Here is a 25,632-nt window from a genome sequence, read left to right as displayed (position 1 = left end):
GCCAGTTACACGCCATCAATGCGCTTGAACAAGGCGTTGTAGGCACCGCATTTCGGGCAATGTATGTGGCGCTCGACATGCGATGATCCGGCTCCGGCGTCGATGACCAGCAGATTGCCGTCTCCACACTCAGGACATTTTACGACAGCTCCGGAATTGACGGCCAAAACCTTGGCAGCTTCGATCCACAGTTTTGCCGACATCGTCCTACTCCGCCGTGCCTTCCTCGTACTCCGCCGACATCGACAGCCATTTCTCCTCGTGGCCGGCCAGCTGTTGCGCGAGTTGTGAGCGTTCCTTGGCCAGCCTTGTCGCGGTCGAGGGGTCCTTTTCGTAGACGGCCGGATTGGCGAGTTCGTCCTCGATCAGGTCGATGCGCTTGCGGAGGCGGTCCATCAGCGCTTCGGTGGCGCGGATTTCCTTGGCCAGCGGCTCGAAAGCGGCGCGGCGCGCGGCTGCATCGCGGCGGCGGTCGGCCTTCGAGGCTTTGTCCGCCTCGCGCTTGCCGCGGCGGTCGCCGGAGACGCCGGTGACCAGCGTCTTGTAGTCCTCGAGGTCGCCGTCATACGGGTTAACCGCGCCCTCCTTGACCAGCCACAGCCGGTCGGCGGTCGCTTCGAGCAGATGGCGGTCGTGCGAGATCAGGATGACGGCGCCGGGAAAATCGTTCAGCGCATGGATCAGCGATTCACGGCTGTCGATGTCGAGATGGTTGGTCGGCTCGTCGAGGATGAACAGGTTCGGCCCCTCGAAGGCCGACAGGCCCATCAGGAGCCGCGCCTTTTCGCCGCCGGACAGGTCTTTGGCGGCGGTGTTCATCTTTTCGGTGGTCAGGCCGAACTGCGCGACGCGGCCGCGCACCTTGGATTCCGGCGCGTCCGGCATCAGCCGGCGGACATGCTCATAGGCGTTTTCGTCGGGCCTGAGGTCGTCGAGCTGGTGCTGGGCGAAGATTGCCACCTTCAGCCCGGGCGCCACGGTCATGCCGCCGGTCTCCGGCTTCAGCCGGCCGGCCAACAGCTTGGCGAAGGTCGACTTGCCGTTGCCGTTGGCGCCGAGCAGCGCGATGCGGTCGTCGGCATCGACGCGCAGCGTCATCTTCTTCAGGATCGGCGCACCCTCGGTATAGCCGACATTGACGTTGTTCAGCGCGATGATCGGCGAGGCCACCGTCTTCACCGGCTCCGGAAAGGAGAACGGCCGAACCGTGTCGTTCACAATCGCGGCGATCGGCTTCATCTTCTCCAGCGCCTTGATGCGCGACTGCGCCTGCCTCGCCTTCGACGCCTTGGCGCGGAAGCGCTCGACGAAGGATTCCATGTGCTTGCGCGCGGCTTCCTGCTTTACGCGGCCCTTCTCCTGCAATTCGCGCTGCTCGGTATATTGGCGCTCGAACTGATCGTAGCCGCCGCGCCAGAACGTCAGCTTCTTCTGGTCGAGATGGACGATCGAATTGACGGCTCGGTTGAGCAGGTCGCGGTCGTGCGAAATCAGCAGCACAGTGTGCGGGTATTTCGACACGTAGTTTTCCAGCCACAGCGTGCCTTCGAGATCGAGATAATTGGTCGGCTCGTCGAGCAGCAGCAGATCGGGCTCGGCAAACAGCACCGCGGCCAGCGCGACGCGCATGCGCCAGCCGCCGGAGAAGGACGAGGCCGGGCGCCGTTGTGCGGCGTCGTCGAAGCCGAGGCCGGCGAGAATGGTGGCGGCGCGTGACTCGGCCGAGTGCGCATCGATATCGGCCAGCCGCATATGGATATCGGCGATGCGGTGCGGATCGGTCGCCGTCTTTTCCTCTTCGAGCAGCGCACTCCGTTCAAGGTCGGCCTTGAGCACGATCTCGATCAGCGGCTCCTCGGTGCCCGGCGCTTCCTGAGCGACCTGGCCGATGCGTGTGTTCTTGGGCAGACTGATCGAGCCGGTCTCGGAGGCGAGGTCGCCGGTGATCGCCTTGAACAAGGTCGTCTTGCCGGTGCCGTTGCGGCCGACAAGGCCAGCCTTGCTGCCGGCCGGCAAGGTCAGCGAGGCATGGTCGAGAAGCAGGCGTCCGGCCATGCGGAGCGAAAGGTCGTTGATGATCAGCATGGCCGCGCTTTTGCACGGGACAACCATGCTTCGCAAGGGCTTGAGCCCCGGTTCGCCGCATAAGGCGCGAAAACCGGCAAGCAGGTGACGCCGACCCCCGCGCACCGCGACTTCCCGCAAAACGCAAAAAGAACCCGCTATCCTGAGGGGGGACAAGGAAAGCGGGTTCTTTCGTGAACGGCGGCCTTGGGAGCGTCCGATCGACACCCAAACACGCAGCAGCCGGGTTTGTTCCATGGGATAGACAAACCATGTGATGAACAAACGCCGGCGTGGCGGCAGGTTTGTCCACAGGGCGTGCCGTTTGTACGCTATCGGACCATGACGCTGCGGAAAGACTCGGCTATTCTTGGATGTGCGGCGGGCCTGATCTCCGCCTGGCCGGCGTCATCAGCTTCCTCCCAAGCGGCGCCGGCCACCCTTTTTTGACCGGCGCCGACGCCATTTGAAGCGGTCATTGTTTCGGCGGCGTGCCGGGCTGATCGCCGCCGGTCGTCGACTTCGGCACCGGATTCTTGTCGACCTGCGGATTCTGCTCGACCGTATCGCCAGGGGCCTTGGTCGGCTGGATGTTGTTGTCGCAACCCGCAACGGTCAGCGCTGCCACAAGCAGCAGGATTGAGCGCTTTTTCATCGCAGTCTCCTCTCGCCCGACAACGAGGCGTCGGCGATTTGGTTGCGCGATCGGTGTCGTTCCCGCATTCGCCGAGCAGTCGGGGAACAAAATGCCGCGTCTCCGGTTGCTCCAGAATCAATGGAGGAAGCCATGATCCGTCTGCTTATCGCCGGGGCAATCGTCTATGTTGCCTATCGCGTCGCCAAGAAAGTGATCGACGAGGTGCCCGACGATTTCGATCCGCTGCTGCTGCCGCCACCAGAAGACGATCGCGAGGCGCTGCGGCGGCAATCGGCAAGGATGGGCGTCGAGCCCGGGCGTTAGTCAACAGGCCTGCCCGCAAGGCTTCTTCGTTCACGAGCCCTATCCCGGCTCCGCAAACCGTTGCGAACAAAGCAGAAACGATGCTTGATGGGCGATGAACCTCGCCGCCCGTGATTCGTCCTTCCAGCCGGCCTATCTGGCAAAGCTCAACGCCGAGCAGCGGCTTGCCGTCGAACATGGCGACGGCAAGGTCGCGGGACCATTGCTGGTGATTGCCGGCGCCGGCTCCGGCAAGACCAACACGCTGGCGCACCGGGTCGCGCATCTGATCGTTAGGGGTGCCGATCCGCGCCGCATCCTCTTGATGACATTTTCCCGCCGTGCCGCGGCGGAAATGGCCAAGCGGGTCGAGCGCATCGCCGGCGAGGTGCTGGGCCGCGATGCTTCTGTCATCACCGATGCGCTGAGCTGGGCCGGCACGTTCCACGGCATTGGCGCCAGGCTGCTGCGTGATTATGCGCTGGAGATCGGTCTCGATCCCGCCTTCACCATCCACGACCGCGAGGATTCCGCCGACCTGATGAACCTCGCCCGCCACGAGCTTGGGTTTTCGAAGACCGAAGCCCGCTTCCCGACCAAGGGCACCTGCCTTGCGATCTATTCGCGTGCCGTCAATGCACAGGCGCCGCTCGGCGAGGTGCTGGGTTCGGTGTTCCCGTGGTGCGCCGGCTGGGCCGAACAGCTGAAACAATTATTCGCCAGATATGTCGAGGCCAAGCAGGCGCAGAACGTGCTCGATTACGACGATCTGCTGCTCTACTGGGCGCAGATGGCCGGCGAGCCGGAAATCGCCGCGCATCTGGGTGCACGTTTCGACCATGTGCTGGTCGATGAATACCAGGACACCAACCGGCTGCAGGCCTCGATCCTGACGGCCCTCAAGCCCGACGGATTGGGGCTGACGGTGGTCGGCGACGACGCGCAGTCGATCTATTCGTTCCGCGCCGCGGAAGTGCGCAATATCCTGGATTTTCCCAAGCAGTTCGCGCAGCCGGCCGAGGTCGTCATGCTGGAGCGCAACTACCGCTCGACCGAGACGATCCTGGCGGCGGCCAATGCGGTGATCGGCGAAGCGTCGGAACGTTTCACCAAAAATCTCTGGTCGGAGCGCAAATCGGCGGAAAAGCCGAAGCTGGTGAGCGTGCGCGACGAGATCGAGCAGGCGAGCTATGTCTGCCAGGCGATACTCACCGAGCGCGAGGCCGGTACCGTTCTCAAAGCGCAGGCCGTGCTGTTTCGCGCCTCGCACCATAGCGGCCCGCTGGAGATCGAACTGACGCGCCGCAACATCCCCTTCGTCAAATTCGGCGGGCTGAAATTCCTCGATGCCGCCCACGTCAAGGACGTGCTGGCCGTGCTGCGCTTTGCCGAAAACCCGCGCGACCGCGTCGCCGGCTTTCGCGTGCTGCAACTTCTGCCCGGCATCGGCCCTTCGGCCGCCAATGCGATCGTCGAGACCATGGCGACGTCGCTCGACGAGACGATGGGGCTTGCGCGCTACCGGCCGCCGCAGCGGGCCGCCGACGACTGGCCGGGCTTTGTCGCGCTCTATTGCGGCCTGCGCGCCGGCGCAAAGAAATGGCCGGCCGACATCGAGCAGGTCAGGCTCTGGTACGAGCCGCATCTGGAACGCATCCACGAGGATGCGACGACGCGCCGGGCCGATCTCCTGCAGCTCGAGCAGATCGCCTCCGGCTATGGATCGCGCGAGCGCTTCCTCACCGAGCTGACGCTCGATCCGCCGGACGCGACCAGCGACGAAGCCGGACCTCCGCACCGCGACGAGGATTATCTGATCCTGTCGACCATCCATTCGGCCAAGGGCCAGGAGTGGAAGAACGTCTTCGTGCTCAACACCGTCGACGGCTGCATCCCGATCGACCTAGGGGTCGGCAGCAAGGAGGACGTCGACGAGGAGCGGCGGCTGCTCTACGTGGCCATGACGCGGGCCAAGGATAGCCTGCATTTGGTGATGCCGCAGCGTTTTTTCGTCCACGGCCAGGTGGCGCGCGGCGACCGCCATGTCTATGCCTCGCGCACGCGCTTCATCCCGCGCCCGATCCTTGGTGCCTTCGAGCAGGTGGCGTGGGCCAGCGTCCAGGCCAGGGACGATCCGCGCCGCCAGCCGCAGGTGCGCGTCGATCTCGGCGCCCGCATGCGGGGCATGTGGAAATAGGCACCCGCCTCGGCGCGCTGCTCACCCGGGCGAGCGAAAAAAACAAATCACGGCAACATGGAACCTCGCGCCGTGATCCGCGTTTCTGCCCGACCCCCAGACCGGAGAACGGCGTCCGCCGTGACCTCCGCCCATTCGAGAGGCCAGAATGCACGACAGGACGTTTTCCACACCGGTCGCCCTAACCGTTGGCGCCGGCTACAAGCGGACGATCGCTTCGTTCTCCGAGATGCACGAGTTCCTGACCGAGTTCCCGCCTTCGCGCCGGCGGCTGAGCTATGGCGCCGCGGTAAAGGCCTGCGAGGCGGCACGCGCCGGCGAGATCTCGGCCGAAGCGGCACGCGACGCCCTGATCACCTTCGCCGTGACGGCCGGCATCCTCTGGCCGGCCGCCCAGCCGGCAGTCTCGGTCAAGCCGGTCGTCCGGGGCCTCGGCGGCTACGCCGCCTGACGCAACCTCTTCGTCATCATGGCCGGCCGGAGATGCGGTCCGTTGTCGGTGGTTTTAGGTCGGCAGATCCTAAATCAGCTGCCTTCTGATGCTCATCCGGGTCACCGCAGTCACAAGAATGGCGCCGATCATGAAATAGATGGTCGCGACAATGTCGCCCTGATGGAAATAATAACCGGAGTTGAGGAGCGCCAGGACCACGGCGAAGAACGCCACGAGGCGCAAGGGTTCATTGGGCATGCGTGCCAATTCTCGCTGTTGCTGCTGAATGCTGCTGAAGCAGCCGCCCTCACGACCATGCGCTCCATAAAATGTTTTGGCGCGCTTTGCAATCTCGGCAGATCGTCCTCTATCGCCATCCGCTTCACCAGCCGCCCCAGGGTTAATGCCTGTCGCGCAAAAGTGTGCAGCGGTTTTGCGATTACGACATGCACCAAAACAAGAACCTAAAGCGCATCGCATGGAGGCCGGTCGAACGCGATGCGCTTTAGGCGAAAGCCCTGCCCTCCTCGCTGCGCTGGAACATCGTCAGGTCCAGTCCGAGGCTTGGCTTGCCCAGAACGGTCAGGATCGCATGCGCCTGGCCGCGGTGGTGGGTCTGGTGGTTGAAGAAGTGGTCGAGCGCCGGCGCCAGCCGTTGCGAGACGGTGCGCATATCCGAGACGGTCATGTAGGAGAAGCGGCCCGACAGAGCCTTGTCGCTCAAGCCGGCAACCCAGTCGATGATCCGTTTGTCCTCGGCCTCGCGCGCCAGCCGCAAGCCTGGCAAGGCGCGGTGCAGGATCGTGTCGAGCCTTGCCGGCGCGTCGCCCTCGCCGGTGAAGCGTTTCATCCAGATACGGTCGGCTGCCAGGAGGTGGTTGAGCGTTCCCATCATCGAGCCGAAGAAGACGCCGACATTGCGGTCGAACTCTTCCTCGTCGAGATCGGCGGCGGCATCGTAGATGCGGCCATTGGCCCATTGATTGTAGGCCGCAAACATCCTGAAATGCTGTTTCATTCTTCTCTCGACCTGCGAGACCCTGTTTCGCGCGGGTCTGTTTCGCGCATAGTTAGACTGCGAGGACGCTGCCGCCAATGACCATTCTGCTCTATGACCTTGTCGGACGCGACGCCGCCCGCCCGTTCAGCCCACATTGCTGGAAGGCGGCGATGGCGCTGGCCCATAAAGGGCTCGACATCACCAGCGTGCCGACCCGTTTCCTCGAAGTGCCGAAGGTGGAAGGCGGCGTCTCGAAGCTCGTTCCGGTGATCCGCGACGGCGAGACGGTGGTCGCCGATTCCTTCGCCATCGCGCTCTATCTCGAGCAGACCTATCCCGAGCGGCCGACATTGTTTTCCGGCGACGGTGGCAAGGCGATGGCGCGCTTCATCGAACGCTGGTCGCAGCTGACCATCCATCCCTACGTCACCACCGCGGCGATACTGGACCTGCATGCCATGCAGGACGAGACGAACGCCGCCTATTTCCGGCAGAACCGTGAGCAGCGCTTCGGCAAGCGCCTGGAGGCAGTATACGCCACCCGCGACGCTGGGCTCGCCAGCTTCCGCGCCGCGCTGGAGCCGCTCCGCTCGATGCTTGGCTATCAGCCCTTCATCGGCGGCCCGTCACCGCTGTTTGCCGACTACATCGTTTTCGGCGCGCTGCAATGGGCGCGCATCGCCACGCCCTACCGGCTGCTCGACGACAGCGATGTCGTGGCGCAATGGTTCGAACGATGCCTCGATCTGCATGGCGGCCTCGGCCGCACGGTCGCGGCGGCGGCGATCGCCCCGCTCGATAGTTGAAATCGGCAGTTTCATCGGCAACGCCACATTTTGTTCTTGCTTTGTGCCGGCAGCTATGCTACTAATTTAGGTATGGTGCTGATTCGTACCGACGACCCGCCCGGCTTGCCGAGGCGGGTTTTGTTTTGCCGGTCGAGGTCCAACTGCGTTGCCGGCAGGGACGTTGTCCGGCCTTAACTGAAAGTTGCCAGCCGGCGAAATGCGACAATGCGGGTAGACGAAGTGTCGCTCGAAGCGCCTCATCCGTGCCTGGATCGAAGCAAACAAGACGAACATCCGGCGAACCGGGCAATCACAACAAAGGCAGCGCGCCATGACCGCAAACCCAGAGTTCCCGGCCGACTTTCGCGCCGGGCTCGCCAATCTCTTCCTGTGGCGGCGCGACGTCAGGCGGTTCAAGCCGACGCCGCTCCCCGAAGGGGCGCTGGAGCGGCTGCTCGAGCTTGCCAGCGCCGCGCCTTCCGTCGGGCTGAGCCAGCCCTGGCGCTTCGTCGTCGTCGAGAGCGAAGCATGCCGCGCTGCCGTCAGGGCCTGCTTCGAGCGCTGCAACGCGGAGGCACTCGCAAATTTTTGCGGCGAACGCGCCGCGCTCTATGGGCGCCTGAAGCTTGCCGGCCTGAATGAGGCGCCCTGCCAGCTTGCGGTTTTCGCCGACCGCGCAACCGAGCAAGGGCATGGGCTCGGCCGCCTGACCATGCCAGCCACCATAGACTATTCCGCTGTCATGGCGGTCCACACGATGTGGCTGGCGGCGCGCGCCGAAGGAATAGGCATGGGCTGGGTCTCGATCCTCGATCCGGCCGAGGTGGCGACGATCCTGGACGCACCGGCGGAGTGGACGCTGATCGGCTATTTCTGTGTCGGCTATCCAAGCGAGGAACACAGCGTGCCGGAACTGGAACGGCAAGGCTGGGAAGTCCGGCGCGCTTCGATCGTGATAAAACGGTAGTGCAACGGCGGCGCTGCCATTCTCTTTGCAGGAAAGCCATTCTCTTTGCAGGGAAGCCATTCTCTTTGCAGGGGAGAATGACTCCTCCCCTGCAGGGCAGAATGGATATCATGGATGTTTCGCCAATCGTCAGCATCGCCAACAAGAGACCAAAGGCAAAGCCAGTCGTGACGGCCTTGATCTGAGGAAGGGGCATAGAATGTTTCGCTGCGACGTGCAGGCCGAGATCTGGGTCTATCCGGGCAAGGGCGGCTGGCATTTCGTGACGCTGCCGCCGGAACCTGGAGCCTGGATCAAGACGGCGATGGTGGGGATGGCAAGGCCCTGGGGCTCGCTTGGCGTGGAAGCCGTCATCGGCCAGACCAGATGGCGGACATCGCTGTTTCCCGACAAGAAATCCGGCAGCCTGCTCTTACCGATCAAGACGGCGGTGCGGGTCCGCGAAGGCCTTGGGGCTGGCGACACGGCCAATCTGACGATCGAGATAGAGCTATGACACATTGGGTCTGGCTGACGGCGACGCGCTGTGCGCCCACCTCCCCTTGGCAAGCCGGCGGGCGGCTTGTATAGAGCCCGCCACCCTCAATTCCACTCTCCATCACAAGGACGATCCCATGGCGCTCGAACGCACCTTTTCCATGATCAAGCCGGACGCGACCCGCCGCAATCTCACCGGCGCCATTACCAAGATACTGGAAGATGCCGGCCTGCGCGTGGTCGCTTCGCGCCGGGTGTGGATGAGCCGCCGCGAGGCGGAAGGTTTCTATGCCGTCCACAAGGAGCGTCCGTTCTTCGGCGAGCTGGTCGAGTCCATGTCGTCGGGCCCGACCATCGTGCAGGTGCTGGAAGGCGAGAACGCCATTGCCAAGAACCGCGAAGTGATGGGCGCCACCAATCCGGCAAGCGCCGCCGAAGGCACCATCCGCAAGCTGCACGCGCTGTCGATCGGCGAGAATTCCGTGCATGGTTCCGATGCGCCGGAAACCGCGGCGCAGGAGATCAAATACTGGTTCTCGGACACCGAGATCGTTGGCTAAGCCGGCATCCCGAACCCATCAAAGAGGCCGGCGCAACGCCGGCCTTTTTCGTAGCAGACATTTTCAGGTTCAGGCTCCTCGACGGGTCATGGGTGCGTTAAGCTCGAGGGCACGGATCAAACGCGGTCGCGACAACGGAGCCGACCAGGCCATGACCAGCACCATTCCCGGCTTGTTCCAGGGCACCGAGATGCCGACCGGTGGCTGGTGGGAGGCGTTGTGGCCCGACCCTGCCGGGGTGTTGCCGGCGGTGGGAATGAAGCCCGGCATGGATGTGGTCGATCTCTGCTGCGGCGACGGCTGGTTCACGCTGCCAATGGCCAGGGTCGTTCGTCAGGTCATCGCCATCGACATCGATGCCGATCTGCTCGAAGTCGCCCGGCGGCGGCTGGCCGACGGAGGCGCGAGCAATTGCGAGTTTGTGGCGGGCGACGCCTATGAGCTTGCCAGGCTGGTGCCCCGGCCCGTCGACTTCGTCTTCATGGCCAACGCTTTCCATGGCGTTCCGGACCGGCCGCGCCTTGCCCGCGCCGTGCGGGCGACGCTTGGCAGGGCCGGTCGTTTTGCCATCGTCAACTGGCACCAGCAGCCGCGCGAGCAGACCACGGTTCTGGGCGAGCCACGCGGACCGAAGACCGAGCTGAGGCTGTCACCCGAACAGACCATCGAGGCCGTCGAGGCGGGCGGGTTCAAGCTCGCCGAGCTGGTCGACATACCGCCCTACCACTACGGCGCGGTATTCAAACTCGCGACAAATTGAGAATGCCTGGTGTATGCGGTCGTCGCACCGATAGATCTCGCCCCGCCGCCCCCTAGCGGCGGGTTCTGCCAGTCTATTTCGCCTGGCGTTCCTTCACGTTCGCATGTTCATTCGCCGCTGGCGTGTCGGTGGACGGGGTCTTGGTCTCCTCACCTGAAAACGGGCTGCCCTGCCCAGGCGCGAGATCGCCGCTATGGCCAGCCTTGTTGGTCTGGAACGGTTGGCTGTCCGCTTTGAGACCGTGGTCAAGAGCGTTGACCAGATGGTCGTCCGCCCTGGCAAGGCCGGTAAAGGCAAGGAGCGATGCACCGGTGGCGGCAAGGATAAGCGTGTGCGTTTTCATCTCTGGACTCCTTTGAGTGGCCAGAACGAGCCGCAGCCATTCTGGCGGCTTCAACCAAGGGACAACGTCCCTTTTGCCTTACCCGCCATTTTATGTGGAACTAACGCGCCTTCTGCCCGGCCTATTCCCGCTGAAACACAACGTGATCGGCATGCGGCCGATCAGGCAACCGAATAGCCGCCGTCGGCGAGCAGGCCGTGGCCTGAGACAAACGACGCGTCATCGGAAGCAAGGAAGGCCACGACCGTCGCTATCTCTTCCGGCGCGCCGGCCCGGCCGGGAACGGTCGATGCCGCGAAAGCGCGCTTTGCCTCGGTGCTCGGCCAGATACGGTCCTGGAACGGGGTGTCTATGATGCCCGGGCAGATCGAGTTGACGCGCACCCCCTGCGTGAACAGTTCGATCGACGCGGTCTTGGTCAGGCCGAGCACCGCGTGCTTGCTGGCGACATAGAGCCCGGCATTGCCGAAGCCGATGATGCCGCCCATCGAAGCATTGTTGATGATCGTGCCGCCGCCCTGAGCCAACATCGCCTTGGTCTCGTGCTTCATCGACCAAAAGACGCCGCGGACATTGGCATTGAAGATCGTCTCGTAGACCTCGTTCGACTGGTCGACGAAAGGGGTGAACCCGCCCTCGGTGCCGGCATTGTTGAAGGCGATGTCGATCCGCCCGTAGGTCGAGATCGTTTTCGCCACGAGGTCGATCACGCTCTGCTCGACATTGACATCGGCAACGACGGCTGTCGCCTCGAAGCCTGCTTCCCCGATTTCGGCGACCAGCGCGTCGATCTCGGACTGGCGGCGCGCACTGGCGATGACCTTGGCGCCGCGACGCGCGAGTTCGAAGGCGGTTGCGCGGCCGATACCCGAACTGGCGCCGGTCACCAGGGCGACCTTGCCGTCAAGCGTCTTCAGGATCTTTGTCATGGGGTTCTCCATCGGTTGAAATCTGCCCGGGCAGAGCGCCATTCGATGGAGCCATTGTTCCGGTGCCGCAGTATCTAGAGGGCCCGGAAACATATGATTAGACGCATAATTCTTCTCATTGTAGTGAATAGAACATATGAATTGAACCCGGTACGCCAAATGCACGGAACCGAACTCGCCGAATTGTCGACCTTCCTCGCGGTCGCGCGTCACAGGAGCTTCAAGCTGGCCGCCGTCCAGCGCAGCGTCGCTGCCTCGGCAATCAGCCACACGATCCGCAGCCTAGAGGCGCGTGTCGGCGTGCGGCTATTCCATCGCACGACCCGCAGCGTGTCGCTGACGGAGGCCGGCGAGCGGTTCCTGACGGAACTGCACCCTGCGTTCGATCAAATCGAAAGAGCGCTGGAAGGCCTCAACGCCTTCCGCGGCAGTCCGTTCGGAACGGTTCGCATCAATGTTCCCAGTTCCATCGCACCTTTTCTGCTGCACGATGTGATGGGACCGTTGCTGAAACGGAATCCAGGACTTCGCCTCGATATCGTTGCCACCGACAGGCTGGTCGATATCGTCGAGGAAGGCTTCGATGCCGGTGTCCGCTTTGGCGAACGCCTTACTCAAGACATGATCGCGGTTCGCATCAAGCCACGGTTGCGTTTCGCCGTCGTCGGCTCGCCCGAATATTTCACGGGACGCAGAATGCCGCTGGTGCCAGGCGACCTAAGGGAGCACCTGTGCGTCCGCTATCGCTATCCAAGCGGCGCGATCTACAACTGGCAGTTCGAGCGCGGCGGTGAGGCGGTCGATGTCGTGGTCGATGGTCCGATTACCCTCGACAACCAGGAACTCATGGTCGAAGCGGCGCTGCAGGGATGCGGGCTTGCGTATGTCTGGGACAGTCGCGTTACGGCGCATCTCGCCAGCGGCGCACTTGTCCGTTCCCTGGACGACTGGTGCGCCGATGATGACGGCCTGTTCCTCTATTATCCAAGCCGACGATACCTCTCGGCCGGACTTCGTGCGGTGATCGACATGCTCAAGGCTGGCAGCTAAAGCTTTAGGTTCTTGTTTTGATGCATGTCGTTATCGCAAAACCGCTGCACAGTTTTGCGCGACATGCATTAGCTCGCGGCGTTGAAGCGCAGGATGTCGCGGCCGTCTCTGTCGACGATGACAAGCTTGCCGGCGTCGACGTGGTAGGACGCCGCCTTGGCCAGCGCCTCGAACAGCGCCTTTTCCTCGGCCATGACCTGAGGCGCGCAGGCCTTGAAGGTCGAGCCGATGTCGCTGATGGCGATCATCGAACCATCGACCTTGGCGGTGGCGAAATAGACGTTGCAAGGGCCGCTGCCGCCGGCCTTGCCGGCTTCGCTGATCCGGAATGTCGCCCGCGGCTCGGCAATCACGCCGATGCCGTCGATATATTCGACCAGCCAGCTTTGGCCGAACACGGAGGCTGCCGCCGGCTCATCGCTCGGCGCCGCCATTTTCAGCATGATGGTCTGTGGCGCGTCGCTGAGCGGGTCGACCTGGTGGCGCGCATCTGTGACGAACAGCAGCCGGTCGTCGACAGTGATGCGCGCCTGCAGAGCGTAGGTCATCTCTGGCCGGATCACCTGCGGATCGAAGCTGATCTCGAACTTGATCGGCACCTGGCCGGCCGGCACCACCTTGCGCTCACCGATGATTGCGGCCGGCGCGTCGGCCAGCGACACGTCGGCAAGCTGCACGGAAAGCACGGCATTGGGCGGCAGCGCGATGCGCTCGCGATACATCACCTCGCCCTTGAGGGTCTTTTCGACAGCCACGGAATGATCCGGAACGGCAAGTATGCCGACGGCCAGCGGCACCAGTCCGAAGATGAAGAACTCGGCGATCCTGTCCAGCATGATCCTGCTCCCCTTCCGGCCAAAGGTCTCGCAGGATTGCGGTCAATGAATGGCTGTCGGGGGATTTATTCGGACGGCGGCTGCTTCCAGCGGCTCGCCGCCTTGTCGTCGGCCTCCTTGGCGTCGACCCAGCCGCCCTCCGAACCGTCGCTATGGTGTTCCTTTTTCCAGAACGGCGCTCGTGATTTCAAATAGTCCATCAGGAAATTCGCGGCCTCGAACGCCGCCTGCCGATGGGCGGAAGCGGCTACCACCAGCACGATGTTTTCGCCGGGCGCGATCTTGCCGTGGCGATGGATGGCGGTGAGCCCCTGCAGCGGCCAGCGCTCGATTGCCTCGCTGGCGATGCGGGAAATCTCGGCTTCGGCCATGCCGGGATAATGTTCGAGCTCGAGCGCGGAGAGCCTGCCTTGCTCGTCGCGGCAAAGGCCCGAGAAGGTCACCACAGCGCCGATATCGTTGCGACCCTGGGTCAGCCTGGCGATCTCGGCGGCGACGTCGAAATCCTCCGCCTGGATGCGCACGACAGGCACCACCGCGGACATGGTTCAGCCACCGGTCATCGGCGGGAACAGCGCGATCTCGCGCGCGCCGGCGATCTTCTCGCGATGCTCGACATGTTCCTGGTTGATGGCGACGCGGATCACATCAGGATATTGCAGCGCGTTCTCGTATTCCTCGCCGCGTGATTTCAGCCAGCGCAACAGGTCTGCGACCGTTTCGATGCCGGCCGGCAGTTCGACGTCTTCCTCCGGTCTGCCGATCCGCTCTCGCACCCAGGCGAAATAGATGAGCTTCGTCGACATCTTATTCATCCATGATGTGTTTGAGGCCGGCGCGGAAATAGTCGTAGCCGGTGTAGAGCGTAACCAGAGCTGCGATCCACAGCAGCACCAGCCCGGTCTGGGTGGTCAGCGGAAAAACCTTGTCGCCGGCGGGGCCGGCAAGCAGGAAGGCGATGGCGATCATCTGGATGGTGGTCTTCCATTTGGCCAGCTGCGTCACCGGCACCGAGACCTTCAGGGCCGCCAGATATTCGCGCAGGCCCGAGACCAGGATCTCGCGGCACAGGATGATGATCGCCGCCCACAGCGACCAGCCGGCGATGCCGGCATGGCGATCGGTGTCGGCGGCGAGCAGCAGCAGGCAAGTGGCGACCAGCAGCTTGTCGGCGATCGGGTCGAGCATCTTGCCGATATTCGAGGTCTGCTGCCAGGCGCGCGCCAGATAGCCGTCGAAGTAATCGGTGATCGAGGCGAGCAGGAAAATGATGAGCGCCGACCAGCGGGCGAAGTCGCTCGATTTCAGATGCCCTTCCAGGAAGAAGCACAGCACGACCAACGGCACCGCCAGAATGCGGGCATAGGTGAGCATGTTAGGCAGGTTGAACGCGCGCTGGGCCATGTTTTGGGAACTCTTTCTGCCTGCTTAGTCAAATCAGAAGCGAATGTGGGGGGTCAACAGGCCAGAATCGATTAGCCAGCCGAAATATCGGCAATAGGTCTTAGCTTTCGTGAAAATGATTGTAGACCAATTTCGCCACCTGCTCGGAAATGCCGTCAACCTTGACCAGATCCTCGACGGCGGCGCGGCTGACCGCCTTGGCCGTGCCGAAATGCATCAGCAGCGCGCGCTTGCGGCCGGGGCCGATGCCGCTGATCTCGTCGAGCGGGCTCTTGACCATCTCCTTCTTGCGGCGGGCGCGGTGCGAACCGATGGCGAAGCGATGGACCTCGTCGCGCAGCCGCTGGACGAAATAGAGCACCGGATCACGTACGGGCAGCGAGAATGAGTCCCTGCCCTTGACGAAGAAGCGTTCGCGGCCGGCGTCACGGTCCTGACCCTTGGCGATGCCGATGGCCACGACGCGGTCCTCGATGCCGAGGTCGGCGAGGATCTTGCGCACCGCCGTCATCTGGCCTTGGCCGCCGTCGATGAGGATGACCTCGGGCCAGGCCGGGAAGCCGCCGGCGTCCTCGATGTCGTCGCCCGGTCCGGTAGGGCTCGCCTCGTCCGCGCTCTCGGTTTGCGGGGCATCGCCATGTTCCTTCAACAGCCGCGAGAAGCGCCGCTGCATCACCTCGCGCATCATGCCGAAATCGTCGCCCGGCGTGATCTCGGTCGAGCGGATGTTGAACTTTCGATACTGGTTCTTCACAAACCCTTCCGGCCCGGCGACGACCATGGCGCCGACCGCGTTCGTGCCCATGATGTGCGAGTTATCATAGACCTCGATGCGCACCGGCGGCTTTTCCAGGCCGAAGGTCTCGGCAAAGCCGGTGAGCAGCCGCGCCTGGGTCGAGGTCTCGGCGAGCCGCCGGCCGAGCGCTTCGCGCGCGTTCTGCAGCGCGTTGTCGGTCAGGTCCTTCTTCTCGCCGCGCTGCGGCACCGAGATCGACACCTTGCGGCCGGCGCGGGTGGAGAGGGCCTCCGCCAGCAATTCCTGGTCCTCGACGCCATACGACAACAGGATGGTGCGTGGCGTCGGCTTATCGTCGTAGAACTGCGCCAGGAACGAACCCAGCACCTCGCCAGCTTCCAGCGCCGGATCGGCCTTGGGAAAATAGGCGCGGTTGCCCCAGTTCTGGCCGGTGCGGAAGAAGAACACCTGGATGCAGACCTGGCCGCCCTCCTGATGGATGGCGAAGACATCGGCCTCGTCGACGGTCTGCGGATTGATGCCTTGATGGCTCTGCACATGCGACAGCGCCGCCAGCCGGTCGCGATAGATGGCGGCGCGTTCGAAATCGAGGTTCTCCGAAGCCTGCTGCATGGCGGCGGAGATCTCCGTCTTAACCTTCTGGCTGCGGCCGGAGAGAAAATCCTTCGCCTCGGCGACAAGCCTTGCATAGTCGCCATGCGAGATCTCGCCGGTGCACGGGCCGGCACAGCGCTTGATCTGGAACAAAAGGCAAGGCCGGGTGCGGTTCTCGTAGAAGGAGTTGGTGCAGCTCCTGAGCAGGAAGGCGCGCTGCAGCGAATTGATGGTGCGGCCGACGGCGCCGGCTGAGGCAAAGGGGCCGAAATAGTCGCCCTTGCGCGAGCGCGCGCCGCGATGCTTGTAGATGCCGGGCGAGACATGGTCGCCGGTCAACAGGATATAGGGAAACGACTTGTCGTCGCGCATCAGCACGTTGAAGCGCGGCCGCAAGCGCTTGATGAGGTTGGCTTCAAGCAGCAGCGCTTCGATCTCGGTGCGGGTGACGACGAACTCCATCGTCGACGTCTCGCGCACCATGCGGCCGATGCGGCTGGTGTGGAACCGACCTTGCGCGTAGTTGGTGACCCGCTTCTTCAGGCTGCGTGCCTTGCCGACATAGAGCACGTCGCCGGCGGCATTCATCATGCGGTAGACGCCGGGCGCGTTGGGCAGCCGCTTGACCAGCATCTGGATCACCTCGGCGCCGACCATGCCGTCGGCATCGCCGGCATGCGGCGTCCAGTCGATCGCGGTGAAGGTGACGTCCGGACCAGCGGCTGCAGGCTCGACGACCTCCTCGGCTGCCTCGTCCTCGAGGTCGATTTCGGGCGGCAGGTCGTCCGCGCCGCCGCGCGTTTTTTGTTTCTGGTCCATGGGGCTCATTCCGTCATGCCTGTCACATCGGGCGTCTGCCATGCAAGATGCTGGCCGCCGTCAAGCGCGATCATCTGGCCGGTGACCGAGCGTGCCGCCCAGAGATAACGGATGGTGTCACCGAATTCCGGCAATTCCGGGCCGCGCTTCAGGATCAGGCCGGCAATCTGCGCGTCGAAATCGCTGTCGTGCTGGCGCGTGTTCTTCAAGGTCGGGCCAGGACCGATGGCGTTGACGCGGATGCGGGGACCCAGCGCCTGCGCCATCATCTCGGTCGCTGCCCACAAGGCCGACTTCGACAGCGCATAGGAGAAATAACGCGGCGTCGGCCGCCAGACGCGCTGATCGATCATGTTGACGATCAACCCCTCACTGCTCTGCGGCAAGGCCCGGGCGAACGTCTGCGCCAACAGCGCCGGCGCCTTGACATGCACGGCGAAATGGCGATCCCAGGCCGGCCAGTCGAAATCGTCAACACTGTCGTGCTCGAACAGCGAGGCGTTGTTGACCAGCAGCGACACCGGCCCGAGCGCCGCCGCCGCGCGGCCGACAAGGTTGCCGACGGCGTCCATGTCGGTCAGGTCGGCAGCAACCACCGCGGCCCTGCCGTCTCGACCAAAATGACCACTGTTGATCCCGGCCGCCAGTGCCTCCGCCTCGGCCAGCGAGCGATTACAGTGAATGGCGACGGCAAAACCGTGCGCAGCAAGATCCTCGACGATCGCCCTGCCGATCCGCTTCGCCCCGCCTGTCACCAGTGCCGTCGCGGCGACCTTGCTCATCTGTCAATCCTCAATCTGATGCCGATTCCGACCTGCCGGGACCGGGCCGGCAAAATATGGCCTGCCAAGTGTTAAATCCCATTTCCACCTGGGGCAGGATTGTGGCAAAGTGGCCCGGTCGGCATTCTGGCTCGACCGGAATCCGGGCCAGCCCGACCGCAATATAGGGCGCGGGAGCCCTTGCACCAAGCCGTGTGCAGTGCAGCACGGCGAACCTGCTGACATCTCGCTGTTGCGAAGATGCAACGTCAAGGTTCTGCCTCATTCGTGCCAGGGAATGACCTAAGTTCAGGTTCGCTTCAGCCGCATTTCGACACGACATTTGGAACCGTTGAACGCCGGATCCGTTTCACCCCCCGGACGGGTTGAGGGCGCTCATGAAAAAACAAGCCTGTGTCCTGTGGCTTAAGGAGTAAAGAACAATGCAAGCCAATCTTAAATTTGCGCGACCGCTCGCGGTGGCGTTTGGGCTGTTCGCCCTCGGCGGAACCGCCTATGCCGCGGACGTGGTTCAGGAAGAGCCGCCGGCACCTGCCCCCATCGCCGAACTTCCGGTCGCATCCTGGGCCGGCCCCTATGCCGGTGTGAGCGTCGGCTACGGCTTCGCCGGCCATGCCGATGCCAAAACCGTCGGTGTCGACATCGATACCAAGGGCTTCGTCGGCGGCGTCTTCGGCGGCTACAACTGGCAGCAGGAGAACTTCGTCTACGGTGCCGAAGCCGATATCGGCTATAACGGCGTCAAGGGCGACGATGCCGGCATCGAGGCCAAGGGCGGCGTCGAAGGCTCGCTGCGCGCTCGCCTCGGCTACGCTGTTACCCCGGAAATCCTGCTCTACGGCACCGCCGGTGGCGCGCTGAAGAACCAGAAGGTGGAAGCCGCCGGCTTCAGCGACACCAACACTATGCTTGGCTGGACGGCCGGCGTCGGCACCGACATCAAGATCACCGACAATGTGTTCGGCCGTGTCGAGTACCGCTACACCGATTTCGGCGACAAGAACTTCGACGGTATCGGCAAGGTCAAGTCGACCGACAATCGCGTCACTTTCGGCGTCGGTATGAAGTTCTAAGTCGTCCAAGCCACGACACGAAAAAGCCGGGCCTCGCGCCCGGCTTTTTTTGCGCCCGGTGCCCACCCTGTCGGCAAAGGCACGCGTGATCTCGAGGTCAGCGTTGAGCCAGCATCCGGTCGACCAGGACCAGAACTTCAGCTGCTGCGATGAAACCGAGGGCGATAGTGGCGGCATTCGACATGACTGCGACCCAGCCATTGGCGGACACATCTATGAACGGGTAAGCGTATTTCCCTTCAGCGACACCACGAGCCAGGGCATAGGCGAGATAGGCCAGGGGATAGAGCGCCCATAGAAGCGGATCGCGCCACGAGAGCCTCCCCCTTTCGCGTGAACAGAAGCCAGAACAATAAGACAAGGACAGGATTGAGTTGGTGGAGCAGAAAGTTTGCTTCGGCGGTCGCGCCAGCCAAAGTGCGCAGCCCTTGGAGCAACACCGCGAAAATCACCCCGACCAGGGCCATCACGGCAGCCGTCCACGCCACCAGCGTTGGATGGTCGAAACGCTCCCCGAGGAGCGCCATGGCTGCGAATACAATGGCGACAAGACCGTTGGTCAGGATCGTGAAATATCCCACCAACACCCACAGCGAGCCAAGCATCGAAGCACCGCCCTTGATCAAGGTGCTGAGTTCAAGGCCAATGCCAGTGCACGCGGATAGACAAATGATCAGGGCAAATAAGCGCTGGATCAAATCGCCCTCCCCCATCGGCTTACGTTTGAGAAAGCGACGATAAGACTGGGCGGAACGTCTGTCGACCAAAATGCCCCCAGGACCAACGCTTCCAGCCTCGACGGCCCGGCTCACTCCCAGCATGTCGAAATTAGCCGTTGCGCCTCCCCCGCCAGGAATCCGCTAAAGCGCGTCGCGTTCGACCGGCCTCATGCGATGCGCCTTAGGTTCCTGTTTTATGCATGTCGTTATCACAAAACCGCTGCACACTTTTGCGCGACATGCATTGGGGGAAAATCGGTAGCTTCGCCATCCCCGCCCTCAAGCCGGAATGCCGGGCTTCAGCTCCGGGAATTTCTCGTCGAAGCGTGCCGCCCAGCGCGTCAGCCGGCCGCGGCCCTTTTCCCATTTTCCGGCGAAGCGCAGCGAGAGATAGCCGAGGCAAGCGCGCAGCGCGATCTGGCCGACAGTGATTTTCTTCGGCAGCTTCGGCGGGTTGGCGTTGAGCAGATCGAGCGCGGCCGAAATCTTGCTCCACTGGCGCTCGAGCCAAGGCTGGTAGACCATCTCTTCGGGCCGCGTGCGCCGCTCATAGACCATCGACAGCGCGCAGTCGCAGATGCCGTCGGCCAACGCCTCCAGCACCTCCGCCTCGAGGCGCTTGTCGGGATTGCGCGGAAACAATGCGTTCTTCGACATCCGGTTGAGATGCTGGGTGATGGCGCGGCTGTCGTGGACCGAGCGGCCGTCGTCGAGCACCAGCACCGGGATCTTGCCGAGCGGATTGGCGCCGATCAGCGCGGCCGGCTTTTCCTCGGTCTTTATCGGCACGAGATCGACCGCAATGCCGGCATGAAGTGCTGCCATGCGCACCTTGGAACTGTAGGGAGAAGTAGACGCGTAGAGCAGTCTGGGCATTGTCGATTCCTGTTTACCGGCTACAGCTCCATATGTCCTGTTGGACGCGCAAGAGGACGCGGTAGCATTGTGACTTCGCGCATGACCCTCACCGAAAATCGATTCCGATTGGGGCTCGTGCGTGGGCACTGTTGACCGATCATGCTGGCTTCATCAACGGCCAGAGGCGGAAAACCGCGCCGCCAGCGCGCAGCCATTGTCTCGACTTCAATCTGGATGCGATGAGCCGGAGGTGCGGCGGCAGAAGCGAGCAGGTCGGACAATCCAAATCCGATCAGCTACCAACTCGGCCTTGCACCGAAGGTTGGTCTTTGGCAGCCACGAAAATCCCACCGGACTTCGCCGCGTGGCGAAGTCCTGGGAGCTGCGAAAAGACATCTTCCTCCCGCCTCTTTCTCGTCCTGCCCGACCGTCAGCTAGCAAGCGAGGCGCCTGTCCGGCATCCCGCCCTGGCTGTCTTGAGTACTGTCCCCGGCGATCGGAGAGCGGCGACTACTTCTTGGCCTTCGCCTTTGCGGGCGCTGCCTTCGGCTTGGCCGCGGGCGCTGCTTTCTTCACTGCTGCGGAAGATTTTGCAGCGGCGGCCTTTGCCGGTGCTGCCTTCTTCGCAGCGGGTTTCGCAGCGGCCTTTGCAGCCGGCTTCTTGGCCGGTGCCGCCTTCTTTGCCGGTGCAGCCTTGGCCTTGGCCGGTGCTGCTTTTGCCTTGGCAGGTGCTGCTTTCTTCACGGCTGGTTTTGCCGCCGCCTTGGCGGCCGGCTTTTTCGCCGGCGCTGCTTTTGCCTTAGGCGCGGCGGCCTTCGCTTTGGCAGCGGGTGCTGCTTTCTTCACAGCAGTTGCGGCCTTTGCCGCCGCTGCTTTTACTGGTGCTTTCTTTGCCGGTGCCTTGGATGCCGGCGCTTTGGATGACTGCTTAGCCATATCATGCCCCTTCCGTTGTGCCGACGGCCGTTATTGACCCGGCGCGCAATGCATATCTGACTCGCGGCTTGCTAGCCAGCGAAGCATTAGAATGATTTCTGCAGCTTAAGTTTCGGTTACGGCGAGCGCGCGACCATTTTACCGGTGCAAAAATCGGCTGCGAATCTTTGTGTCGCGCAGCGAAGTTCTGCGACAGAAATTCTGCTCGCTCTATCTCGACCGGTCTTCGCGTCAAGCTCATGACCTTTTCGACCAGCTCTGCGCTTCAACGTCCGACGCTCAGCGCGAACATTGTCAAGGGCGAAGGCGGTCGCCCGCCTCGTCTTGTCCGAAACGATAAACTACAGGTAAGTACGAAGCAACGCGACGAGCACGCCGCTGCACTATCTTGCACGACGCGATGAAAGTAAGCAGATAGCTCGCATTTCTGAAAGACAGGATATCGCTCGATAGATCCGGTCGAGCCGATCTCATAATCGAAAGCGCTCGGCCGTTCAGGCGCCGAGTGGCTCGCGCTGCATCTGCAGCCGGCGCGAAGGCTCGGCTTGGTGGAGATGGACGGCGAAGGTATCCCATGGCGGCGTGACGGAAATCTGCGCCAGGATGCGCCCCGCTTCACCGCGATGATAGACGCCGTGCAGTACGACGTGGGTCAGCATTTCCTGTCGCGACATCAATGCCTTATCCCCGTCGGTGAACACGAATGCGACGGGCTCGGAGAGCTGTTGCGACGAAACGGTTTCGAGATAATCGAGATACCACCGATCGGTCGCCGCGACTGCGGCACGAAGTTCGTCGAGGGCCGGCGTGTCCTCGCTGGCGTCGGCGGAGTAGCCATGGCTTGCACCAACCAGGTGGGCTGAGAATATCCGCGACACCACATGGCTGTGATCGATGAGCCGTATCACGGCCTGCCGTTCCTTGCCGTGAACGGGCGGGTCGAGACTGACGAGCCTTTCCAGCAGTTCGTCATTTGCCCAGGCCTGATAGGCAAACAGGCTGCGAAGCAGAGCGTGCGCACTCATGGTCGGTGTCCTTTTCTGGAAATGCGAGTATGTTGTTCATATTTTCAGGAGAATGGGCGGGCGTGTCTACTCGCATTGCAAAACCGTATCCGCGCATGCGCAAGCAGCCGCGCCAGGCGCGTTCCAGGGCGACCGTAGAGGCGATCGTCGAGGCAGGGGCTCATGTTCTGAGCGGGCTGGGCTGGGCCGGCTTCACCACCAACAAGGTGGCCGAGACTGCGGGCGTGAGCATCGGCACGCTCTACCAGTATTTTCCCGACAAGCTTTCCCTGCTCGAAGCCCTCCGGCGCCGTCACTTCGATCATGTGCTGTCGGTCATTCGCGATTCGGCAGAAGACCAAAAGCCGCTCAGGAAATTCGCGCAGGAACTGGTGCGCGGCATGATCGCGGCGCACAGCATTCACCCGACACTGCACCAGGTGCTGCTCGACGAGGCGCCGGGCGACCGCCGCTCCAGGGCCGCCCATGCTTCGTTCCAGACACAATATCTCAACCACTACGCGACGGCCGTCGCCGCCTATCGCAAGCCAAGGAAAGGCGCCGACATGGAGACCGTCGCGCGCGTGCTGTCGTCGGCGATCGAAGGTGTGATCCATAACGCGGCACGCCGAAACATGCTCGCCGCGCCGGAGCTGCAAAAGCAACTCGTCGAACTGATCTGCGCCTACCTATCGGGCGCGGACCGCATCGGTCGATAGCGCAGGGCACGGCGGAAGTCGGGGATTTCTGTACGTCGGATTCAAACCCGGCTCATGAGATGCGGCAAGGCCGATGCCAGCAATGCCGCACCTGATGCGGCCAAGAGCGTGAGGACGATCTTTCGAAACGTTGCTTCGCTGATGCCGATGTAGAGTCTCGCGCCAAGGAGTGTCGGGCAAACATCGGCAGCATTTCGAGCTTGATCTTTCCGGTCGCAAGATAGGCGGCCATCGTCATGGAGAGGGTCACAAGGTTGAAATTCTGGATGACAATGCGCTGCCTGTCCTTTTCCCATTGCCGCAGCACGCACCACAACGTTGGAACCGGGCCGGTGAAGCCGCCAAGCCCGCCCATGATGCCGCCAACCAGACCTATTGCACCGTCTGCAACAGGACCCCCGAGCGTGATGGGAGGGAGGCGACGGGCAAAAAGCATCAAGGGACACCAAACGACCAGCAGCGCGCCGAAGATCAACTTGAACAAGTGCACATCCAGCAGGGGCAGGATGGCGACACCGACCGGAATTCCTATGGTCCCGCCGATCAGGAATGGCAGCAGAAGCTTGAGGTCGAAACCCCGGCGGACGGTGACGGCGGCGATGATTTGGCCGGTGAGCGCCCCAAAGACCGCCATGGCAGCAGCAAGCTGGGGCTCCACGGTCCAAACCCAAAACGACATGGCAACCAGGCTGAAAGCGAACCCGGACAGCCCTTGGACGAAACCTGCAACGACCGCCCCAATTGCAACAATATAAACAAGCGAATCCATGTAGTGCTGTTTCCCCGCAAAGTGATCGATGTGGCCGGTTGGCGTTGACCTGCATGGAAATCTACGATTTTCGCAACCTCCGTCCGACCTTGAGCGCCGGACAGTCCACACACCAGAGAGGTATGAATGCCCCCCTTGCCGAGCTTGGCATTTGTCACATGGTTTTCGGCTGACCCCAGATCAGCCGCGGCTTTCTATGCGAATTTCGGAATTGTCTTCAGGCAAGAGCAGCACGGCTCCGGTCCGATACATTTCGCGTTCCAAGGTCAAGGGCTCGCGATCGAACTCTATCCGGCAAACGAAGGAACGACGGCGGAAGGAGCGGGAACGATGATCGGCTTCGAGGTCACCGACGCGGACGAAGCGGCTTCTGCCGCGAAGGCCAATGGTTTTGGAATCATTGCGGATGTCAAGGCGACGGCTATGGGCAGGCGTGTGATCGTCCGCGATCCTGACGGCCGTCAGGTGTTTCTTTTCTCGACCACCTAAGTGACGCAACAATCCATCGGGAATCGGAAGGCACTGGTTCAGCGCAGGACGCGGCAGCGGCCGTTGTAGACCATCCAGCGGTCGAAGCCCGAGACGCAGAATTCGACATTGTCGCCTATCGAGGCAAAGCCTTGGCCTTCCTCGATCAGATACCAGATGGTGCGGGCGTGGCCGTCGGAGAGGCTGACGGTGGCGCCGCAATAATGGCGGCCGATTGGCCAGGTGTCGTCGGCCGGCAGATAGCGATGCTGGTGGATGCGCTGGAAGTCGACGATCTGCACATCCGGCAGATGCGGCACGTGATGCACCTGATACGAGAAGCGGTCGGTGATTTTGTTCAGCACCCAGGCCTCGCCGCAGACGCCGCTGTCCTCATCGGTATAGATTGCAAGGTCGGCGGCCTGCACCGCCTGAGTAACGCCGAGAGGCGCAGCCAGCGGCGTGCAAACGGCGAGCAGTGCGGCAAGGGCGGATTGGGCGAAGCGAGTCATGGCAGCCTCTCAAGGTCGACTGCGCGCACTGTGCGGATTCGCTGACGCGCGGTCAAGCGGTTGTAGTGACGATGGTTACGGTGACGATGGTTGCGCTGAGGGAACGGCAAGGACCGCACCTCAAACTACTCTCCCGCCAGCCAGTCCAGCGTCCAATGCGATGGCTGCTCGACAGCAAGCAGCCGGTGCAGCGCCGGCAGCAGCGTCCGCAACTCGCCCTCCAGGGTGAAGGGCGGATTGACCATCACCATGCCGCAGCCGTCGAGGCTCGGCTCGACCGAGGCCGGCCTGATCTCAAAGCCGACGTCGAGCAGCCTGGGAATGCCCGTTTGCTTCAGCGCCTTTCGGAAGGCGGCGACCGCCTTGCGGTCCTTGAGCGGATACCACAGCGCGTAAATGCCGCCTGGCCAGCGCCGATGGGCTCTTTGCAGCCCGTCGACCAAGCGACCGAACTCGCCCTCTTCCTCGAAAGGCGGATCGATGAGCACGAGGCCGCGCTTCTCCTTTGGCGGCAGATGCGCGCCGAGCGCCAGCCAGCCGTCGAGCTCGATCACCCGGGTCTGGAAGTCACCGTCGAACAGCGCCTTCAGCCTGGCAGCATCCTTAGGGTGCAGCTCGACCGCCGACAGCCGGTCCTGCTTGCGCAGCAGGTGCCGGGCGATCAGCGGCGAACCCGGGTATTTTTTCACGCCGCCGTCCGGATTGAGCGAACGGACGGCTCCAAGATACGGTGCCAGCAATGCCGCCGCCGGGGCGTCGAGGGGGGGGGCGGGCCCCCCCCCCCCGGGCCGCCCCCCCAAAACCCCGCGTTGTGGTGGGGGGATGGGAGGAAGACAATCGGCCGCCGGCCCCCCCGGGATAAAGCTTTGGTATT

32 protein-coding genes and 1 pseudogene are annotated in these 25,632 nt (G+C 62.9%); 13 read left to right on the top strand and 20 right to left on the bottom strand.

Annotation, left to right across the window (positions count from 1 at the left end; translation table 11 throughout):
* Positions 1-5: 5 nt before the first annotated feature.
* From NKG95_RS25515 to NKG95_RS25505, 3 genes are all read right to left on the bottom strand, one after another.
* Positions 6-203: a hypothetical protein gene (locus NKG95_RS25515; RefSeq protein WP_023719772.1), complete on the bottom strand. Its 198-nt coding sequence runs from the start codon at positions 201-203 to the stop codon at positions 6-8.
* Positions 204-207: 4 nt separating this feature from the next.
* Positions 208-2,085: an ABC-F family ATP-binding cassette domain-containing protein gene (locus tag NKG95_RS25510; protein WP_023719773.1), complete on the bottom strand. Its 1,878-nt coding sequence runs from the start codon at positions 2,083-2,085 to the stop codon at positions 208-210.
* 454 nt (positions 2,086-2,539) lie between these two features.
* On the bottom strand, positions 2,540-2,719 hold the full coding sequence (locus NKG95_RS25505) for a membrane lipoprotein lipid attachment site-containing protein (protein WP_023719775.1): 180 nt from the start codon (positions 2,717-2,719) through the stop codon (positions 2,540-2,542).
* Between the two features lie 132 nt (positions 2,720-2,851).
* Between NKG95_RS25505 and NKG95_RS25500 the strand changes: the two genes are divergently transcribed.
* The 3 genes from NKG95_RS25500 to NKG95_RS25490 all read left to right on the top strand — a co-directional run bounded on the left by NKG95_RS25500 (position 2,852) and on the right by NKG95_RS25490 (position 5,652).
* A complete protein-coding gene (locus NKG95_RS25500) occupies positions 2,852-3,025 on the top strand; it encodes a hypothetical protein (protein ID WP_023719776.1) in 174 nt (57 codons plus the stop codon).
* Positions 3,026-3,119: 94 nt separating this feature from the next.
* Positions 3,120-5,201, top strand: coding sequence for an ATP-dependent helicase (locus NKG95_RS25495; protein WP_353042863.1), 2,082 nt, complete (start codon positions 3,120-3,122; stop codon positions 5,199-5,201).
* A 148-nt stretch (positions 5,202-5,349) separates the two neighbouring features.
* Positions 5,350-5,652 carry a DUF982 domain-containing protein gene (locus NKG95_RS25490; RefSeq protein WP_023719778.1) on the top strand — a complete coding sequence of 101 codons (303 nt, stop codon included), beginning with the start codon at positions 5,350-5,352 and terminating at the stop codon, positions 5,650-5,652.
* A gap of 69 nt (positions 5,653-5,721) precedes the next feature.
* Here the strand turns inward: NKG95_RS25490 and NKG95_RS25485 are convergent, their stop codons facing one another.
* Together NKG95_RS25485 and NKG95_RS25480 are read right to left on the bottom strand one after the other, a co-directional pair.
* Entirely contained in the window at positions 5,722-5,892 is a 171-nt protein-coding gene (locus tag NKG95_RS25485) for a hypothetical protein (RefSeq protein ID WP_023677663.1), read from the bottom strand.
* Between the two features lie 247 nt (positions 5,893-6,139).
* Positions 6,140-6,652: a DinB family protein gene (locus NKG95_RS25480; protein WP_352495582.1), complete on the bottom strand. Its 513-nt coding sequence runs from the start codon at positions 6,650-6,652 to the stop codon at positions 6,140-6,142.
* 77 nt (positions 6,653-6,729) lie between these two features.
* Between NKG95_RS25480 and NKG95_RS25475 the strand changes: the two genes are divergently transcribed.
* The 5 genes from NKG95_RS25475 (at position 6,730) to NKG95_RS25455 (ending at position 10,186) form a co-directional block, all read left to right on the top strand.
* Positions 6,730-7,440: a glutathione S-transferase family protein gene (locus NKG95_RS25475; protein WP_352859428.1), complete on the top strand. Its 711-nt coding sequence runs from the start codon at positions 6,730-6,732 to the stop codon at positions 7,438-7,440.
* 313 nt (positions 7,441-7,753) lie between these two features.
* Positions 7,754-8,389: a 5,6-dimethylbenzimidazole synthase gene (gene bluB / locus NKG95_RS25470; protein WP_353042862.1), complete on the top strand. Its 636-nt coding sequence runs from the start codon at positions 7,754-7,756 to the stop codon at positions 8,387-8,389.
* 199 nt (positions 8,390-8,588) lie between these two features.
* Positions 8,589-8,885 carry a DUF1905 domain-containing protein gene (locus NKG95_RS25465; RefSeq protein WP_352909467.1) on the top strand — a complete coding sequence of 99 codons (297 nt, stop codon included), beginning with the start codon at positions 8,589-8,591 and terminating at the stop codon, positions 8,883-8,885.
* Between the two features lie 118 nt (positions 8,886-9,003).
* Complete coding sequence (gene ndk / locus NKG95_RS25460; protein ID WP_023719783.1) at positions 9,004-9,426, top strand: nucleoside-diphosphate kinase; 423 nt, start codon at positions 9,004-9,006, stop codon at positions 9,424-9,426.
* A gap of 151 nt (positions 9,427-9,577) precedes the next feature.
* On the top strand, positions 9,578-10,186 hold the full coding sequence (locus NKG95_RS25455) for a class I SAM-dependent methyltransferase (protein WP_353042861.1): 609 nt from the start codon (positions 9,578-9,580) through the stop codon (positions 10,184-10,186).
* Between the two features lie 73 nt (positions 10,187-10,259).
* On the opposite strand, the gene NKG95_RS25450 is transcribed toward NKG95_RS25455, so the two are convergent.
* Both NKG95_RS25450 and NKG95_RS25445 read right to left on the bottom strand, forming a co-directional pair.
* Positions 10,260-10,529, bottom strand: coding sequence for a hypothetical protein (locus NKG95_RS25450; RefSeq protein WP_353042860.1), 270 nt, complete (start codon positions 10,527-10,529; stop codon positions 10,260-10,262).
* A gap of 161 nt (positions 10,530-10,690) precedes the next feature.
* Positions 10,691-11,458: an SDR family NAD(P)-dependent oxidoreductase gene (locus tag NKG95_RS25445; RefSeq protein WP_353010418.1), complete on the bottom strand. Its 768-nt coding sequence runs from the start codon at positions 11,456-11,458 to the stop codon at positions 10,691-10,693.
* 159 nt (positions 11,459-11,617) lie between these two features.
* On the opposite strand from NKG95_RS25445, the gene NKG95_RS25440 reads away from it, so the two are divergent.
* Positions 11,618-12,508, top strand: a complete 891-nt coding sequence (locus NKG95_RS25440; RefSeq protein ID WP_353042859.1) for a LysR family transcriptional regulator — start codon at positions 11,618-11,620, stop codon at positions 12,506-12,508.
* Between the two features lie 68 nt (positions 12,509-12,576).
* On the opposite strand, the gene NKG95_RS25435 is transcribed toward NKG95_RS25440, so the two are convergent.
* From NKG95_RS25435 to NKG95_RS25410, 6 genes are all read right to left on the bottom strand, one after another.
* Complete coding sequence (locus NKG95_RS25435) at positions 12,577-13,344, bottom strand: YbaY family lipoprotein (protein ID WP_353042858.1); 768 nt, start codon at positions 13,342-13,344, stop codon at positions 12,577-12,579.
* Positions 13,345-13,409: 65 nt separating this feature from the next.
* Positions 13,410-13,889: a molybdenum cofactor biosynthesis protein MoaE gene (locus NKG95_RS25430; protein ID WP_353042857.1), complete on the bottom strand. Its 480-nt coding sequence runs from the start codon at positions 13,887-13,889 to the stop codon at positions 13,410-13,412.
* Positions 13,890-13,892: 3 nt separating this feature from the next.
* Positions 13,893-14,150, bottom strand: a complete 258-nt coding sequence (gene moaD / locus NKG95_RS25425) for a molybdopterin converting factor subunit 1 (RefSeq protein ID WP_292662329.1) — start codon at positions 14,148-14,150, stop codon at positions 13,893-13,895.
* A 1-nt stretch (position 14,151) separates the two neighbouring features.
* The gene (gene pgsA, locus NKG95_RS25420; protein ID WP_352848443.1) at positions 14,152-14,748 is read right to left on the bottom strand and encodes a CDP-diacylglycerol--glycerol-3-phosphate 3-phosphatidyltransferase; all 597 of its coding nucleotides are present in this window, start codon (positions 14,746-14,748) and stop codon (positions 14,152-14,154) included.
* 100 nt (positions 14,749-14,848) lie between these two features.
* The gene (gene uvrC / locus NKG95_RS25415) at positions 14,849-16,927 is read right to left on the bottom strand and encodes an excinuclease ABC subunit UvrC (protein ID WP_353042856.1); all 2,079 of its coding nucleotides are present in this window, start codon (positions 16,925-16,927) and stop codon (positions 14,849-14,851) included.
* Positions 16,924-17,700 (bottom strand): SDR family oxidoreductase, encoded by a 777-nt coding sequence (locus NKG95_RS25410; protein WP_353042855.1) that lies wholly within the window; start codon positions 17,698-17,700, stop codon positions 16,924-16,926. Before NKG95_RS25410 ends, uvrC begins: the two co-directional genes overlap by 4 nt.
* A gap of 422 nt (positions 17,701-18,122) precedes the next feature.
* Here NKG95_RS25410 and NKG95_RS25405 point away from each other — a divergent pair, with 422 nt between their 5' ends.
* Positions 18,123-18,773: an outer membrane protein gene (locus NKG95_RS25405; RefSeq protein WP_023719797.1), complete on the top strand. Its 651-nt coding sequence runs from the start codon at positions 18,123-18,125 to the stop codon at positions 18,771-18,773.
* Positions 18,774-18,870: 97 nt separating this feature from the next.
* On the opposite strand, the gene NKG95_RS25400 is transcribed toward NKG95_RS25405, so the two are convergent.
* From NKG95_RS25400 to NKG95_RS25390, 3 genes are all read right to left on the bottom strand, one after another.
* Positions 18,871-19,053: a Pr6Pr family membrane protein gene (locus NKG95_RS25400; RefSeq protein ID WP_353042891.1), complete on the bottom strand. Its 183-nt coding sequence runs from the start codon at positions 19,051-19,053 to the stop codon at positions 18,871-18,873.
* Positions 19,013-19,471, bottom strand: coding sequence for a Pr6Pr family membrane protein (locus NKG95_RS25395; protein WP_353042854.1), 459 nt, complete (start codon positions 19,469-19,471; stop codon positions 19,013-19,015). The genes NKG95_RS25400 and NKG95_RS25395 overlap by 41 nt, the downstream gene beginning before the upstream one ends.
* A 300-nt stretch (positions 19,472-19,771) precedes the next feature.
* Positions 19,772-20,368, bottom strand: a complete 597-nt coding sequence (locus NKG95_RS25390) for a glutathione S-transferase family protein (protein ID WP_023719799.1) — start codon at positions 20,366-20,368, stop codon at positions 19,772-19,774.
* A 346-nt stretch (positions 20,369-20,714) separates the two neighbouring features.
* Between NKG95_RS25390 and NKG95_RS25385 the strand changes: the two genes are divergently transcribed.
* Positions 20,715-21,323, top strand: a complete 609-nt coding sequence (locus NKG95_RS25385) for a hypothetical protein (protein WP_198030507.1) — start codon at positions 20,715-20,717, stop codon at positions 21,321-21,323.
* A gap of 457 nt (positions 21,324-21,780) precedes the next feature.
* Here the strand turns inward: NKG95_RS25385 and NKG95_RS25380 are convergent, their stop codons facing one another.
* Positions 21,781-22,311, bottom strand: coding sequence for a DinB family protein (locus NKG95_RS25380; protein ID WP_353042853.1), 531 nt, complete (start codon positions 22,309-22,311; stop codon positions 21,781-21,783).
* Positions 22,312-22,373: 62 nt separating this feature from the next.
* On the opposite strand from NKG95_RS25380, the gene NKG95_RS25375 reads away from it, so the two are divergent.
* Positions 22,374-23,009: a TetR/AcrR family transcriptional regulator gene (locus NKG95_RS25375; RefSeq protein ID WP_502913987.1), complete on the top strand. Its 636-nt coding sequence runs from the start codon at positions 22,374-22,376 to the stop codon at positions 23,007-23,009.
* A 52-nt stretch (positions 23,010-23,061) separates the two neighbouring features.
* Here NKG95_RS25375 and NKG95_RS25370 read toward each other — a convergent pair whose 3' ends face one another.
* A complete protein-coding gene (locus NKG95_RS25370; protein WP_353042852.1) occupies positions 23,062-23,778 on the bottom strand; it encodes a sulfite exporter TauE/SafE family protein in 717 nt (238 codons plus the stop codon).
* A 126-nt stretch (positions 23,779-23,904) separates the two neighbouring features.
* Here NKG95_RS25370 and NKG95_RS25365 point away from each other — a divergent pair, with 126 nt between their 5' ends.
* Positions 23,905-24,267 (top strand): VOC family protein, encoded by a 363-nt coding sequence (locus NKG95_RS25365; RefSeq protein WP_352481792.1) that lies wholly within the window; start codon positions 23,905-23,907, stop codon positions 24,265-24,267.
* Positions 24,268-24,305: 38 nt separating this feature from the next.
* On the opposite strand, the gene NKG95_RS25360 is transcribed toward NKG95_RS25365, so the two are convergent.
* Together NKG95_RS25360 and NKG95_RS25355 are read right to left on the bottom strand one after the other, a co-directional pair.
* Positions 24,306-24,758, bottom strand: a complete 453-nt coding sequence (locus tag NKG95_RS25360; protein WP_352481793.1) for a hypothetical protein — start codon at positions 24,756-24,758, stop codon at positions 24,306-24,308.
* Between the two features lie 125 nt (positions 24,759-24,883).
* Positions 24,884-25,519, bottom strand: a pseudogene (locus NKG95_RS25355) (23S rRNA (adenine(2030)-N(6))-methyltransferase RlmJ); the annotation flags it as partial.
* Positions 25,520-25,632: the final 113 nt, after the last annotated feature.

It is taken from the genome of Mesorhizobium sp. M1423 (assembly GCF_040317575.1).
Taxonomy (GTDB): Bacteria; Pseudomonadota; Alphaproteobacteria; order Rhizobiales; family Rhizobiaceae; genus Mesorhizobium.
The sequence above is the reverse complement of the archived record's forward strand: the minus strand, read 5'-3'. Positions and strand labels throughout refer to the sequence as shown.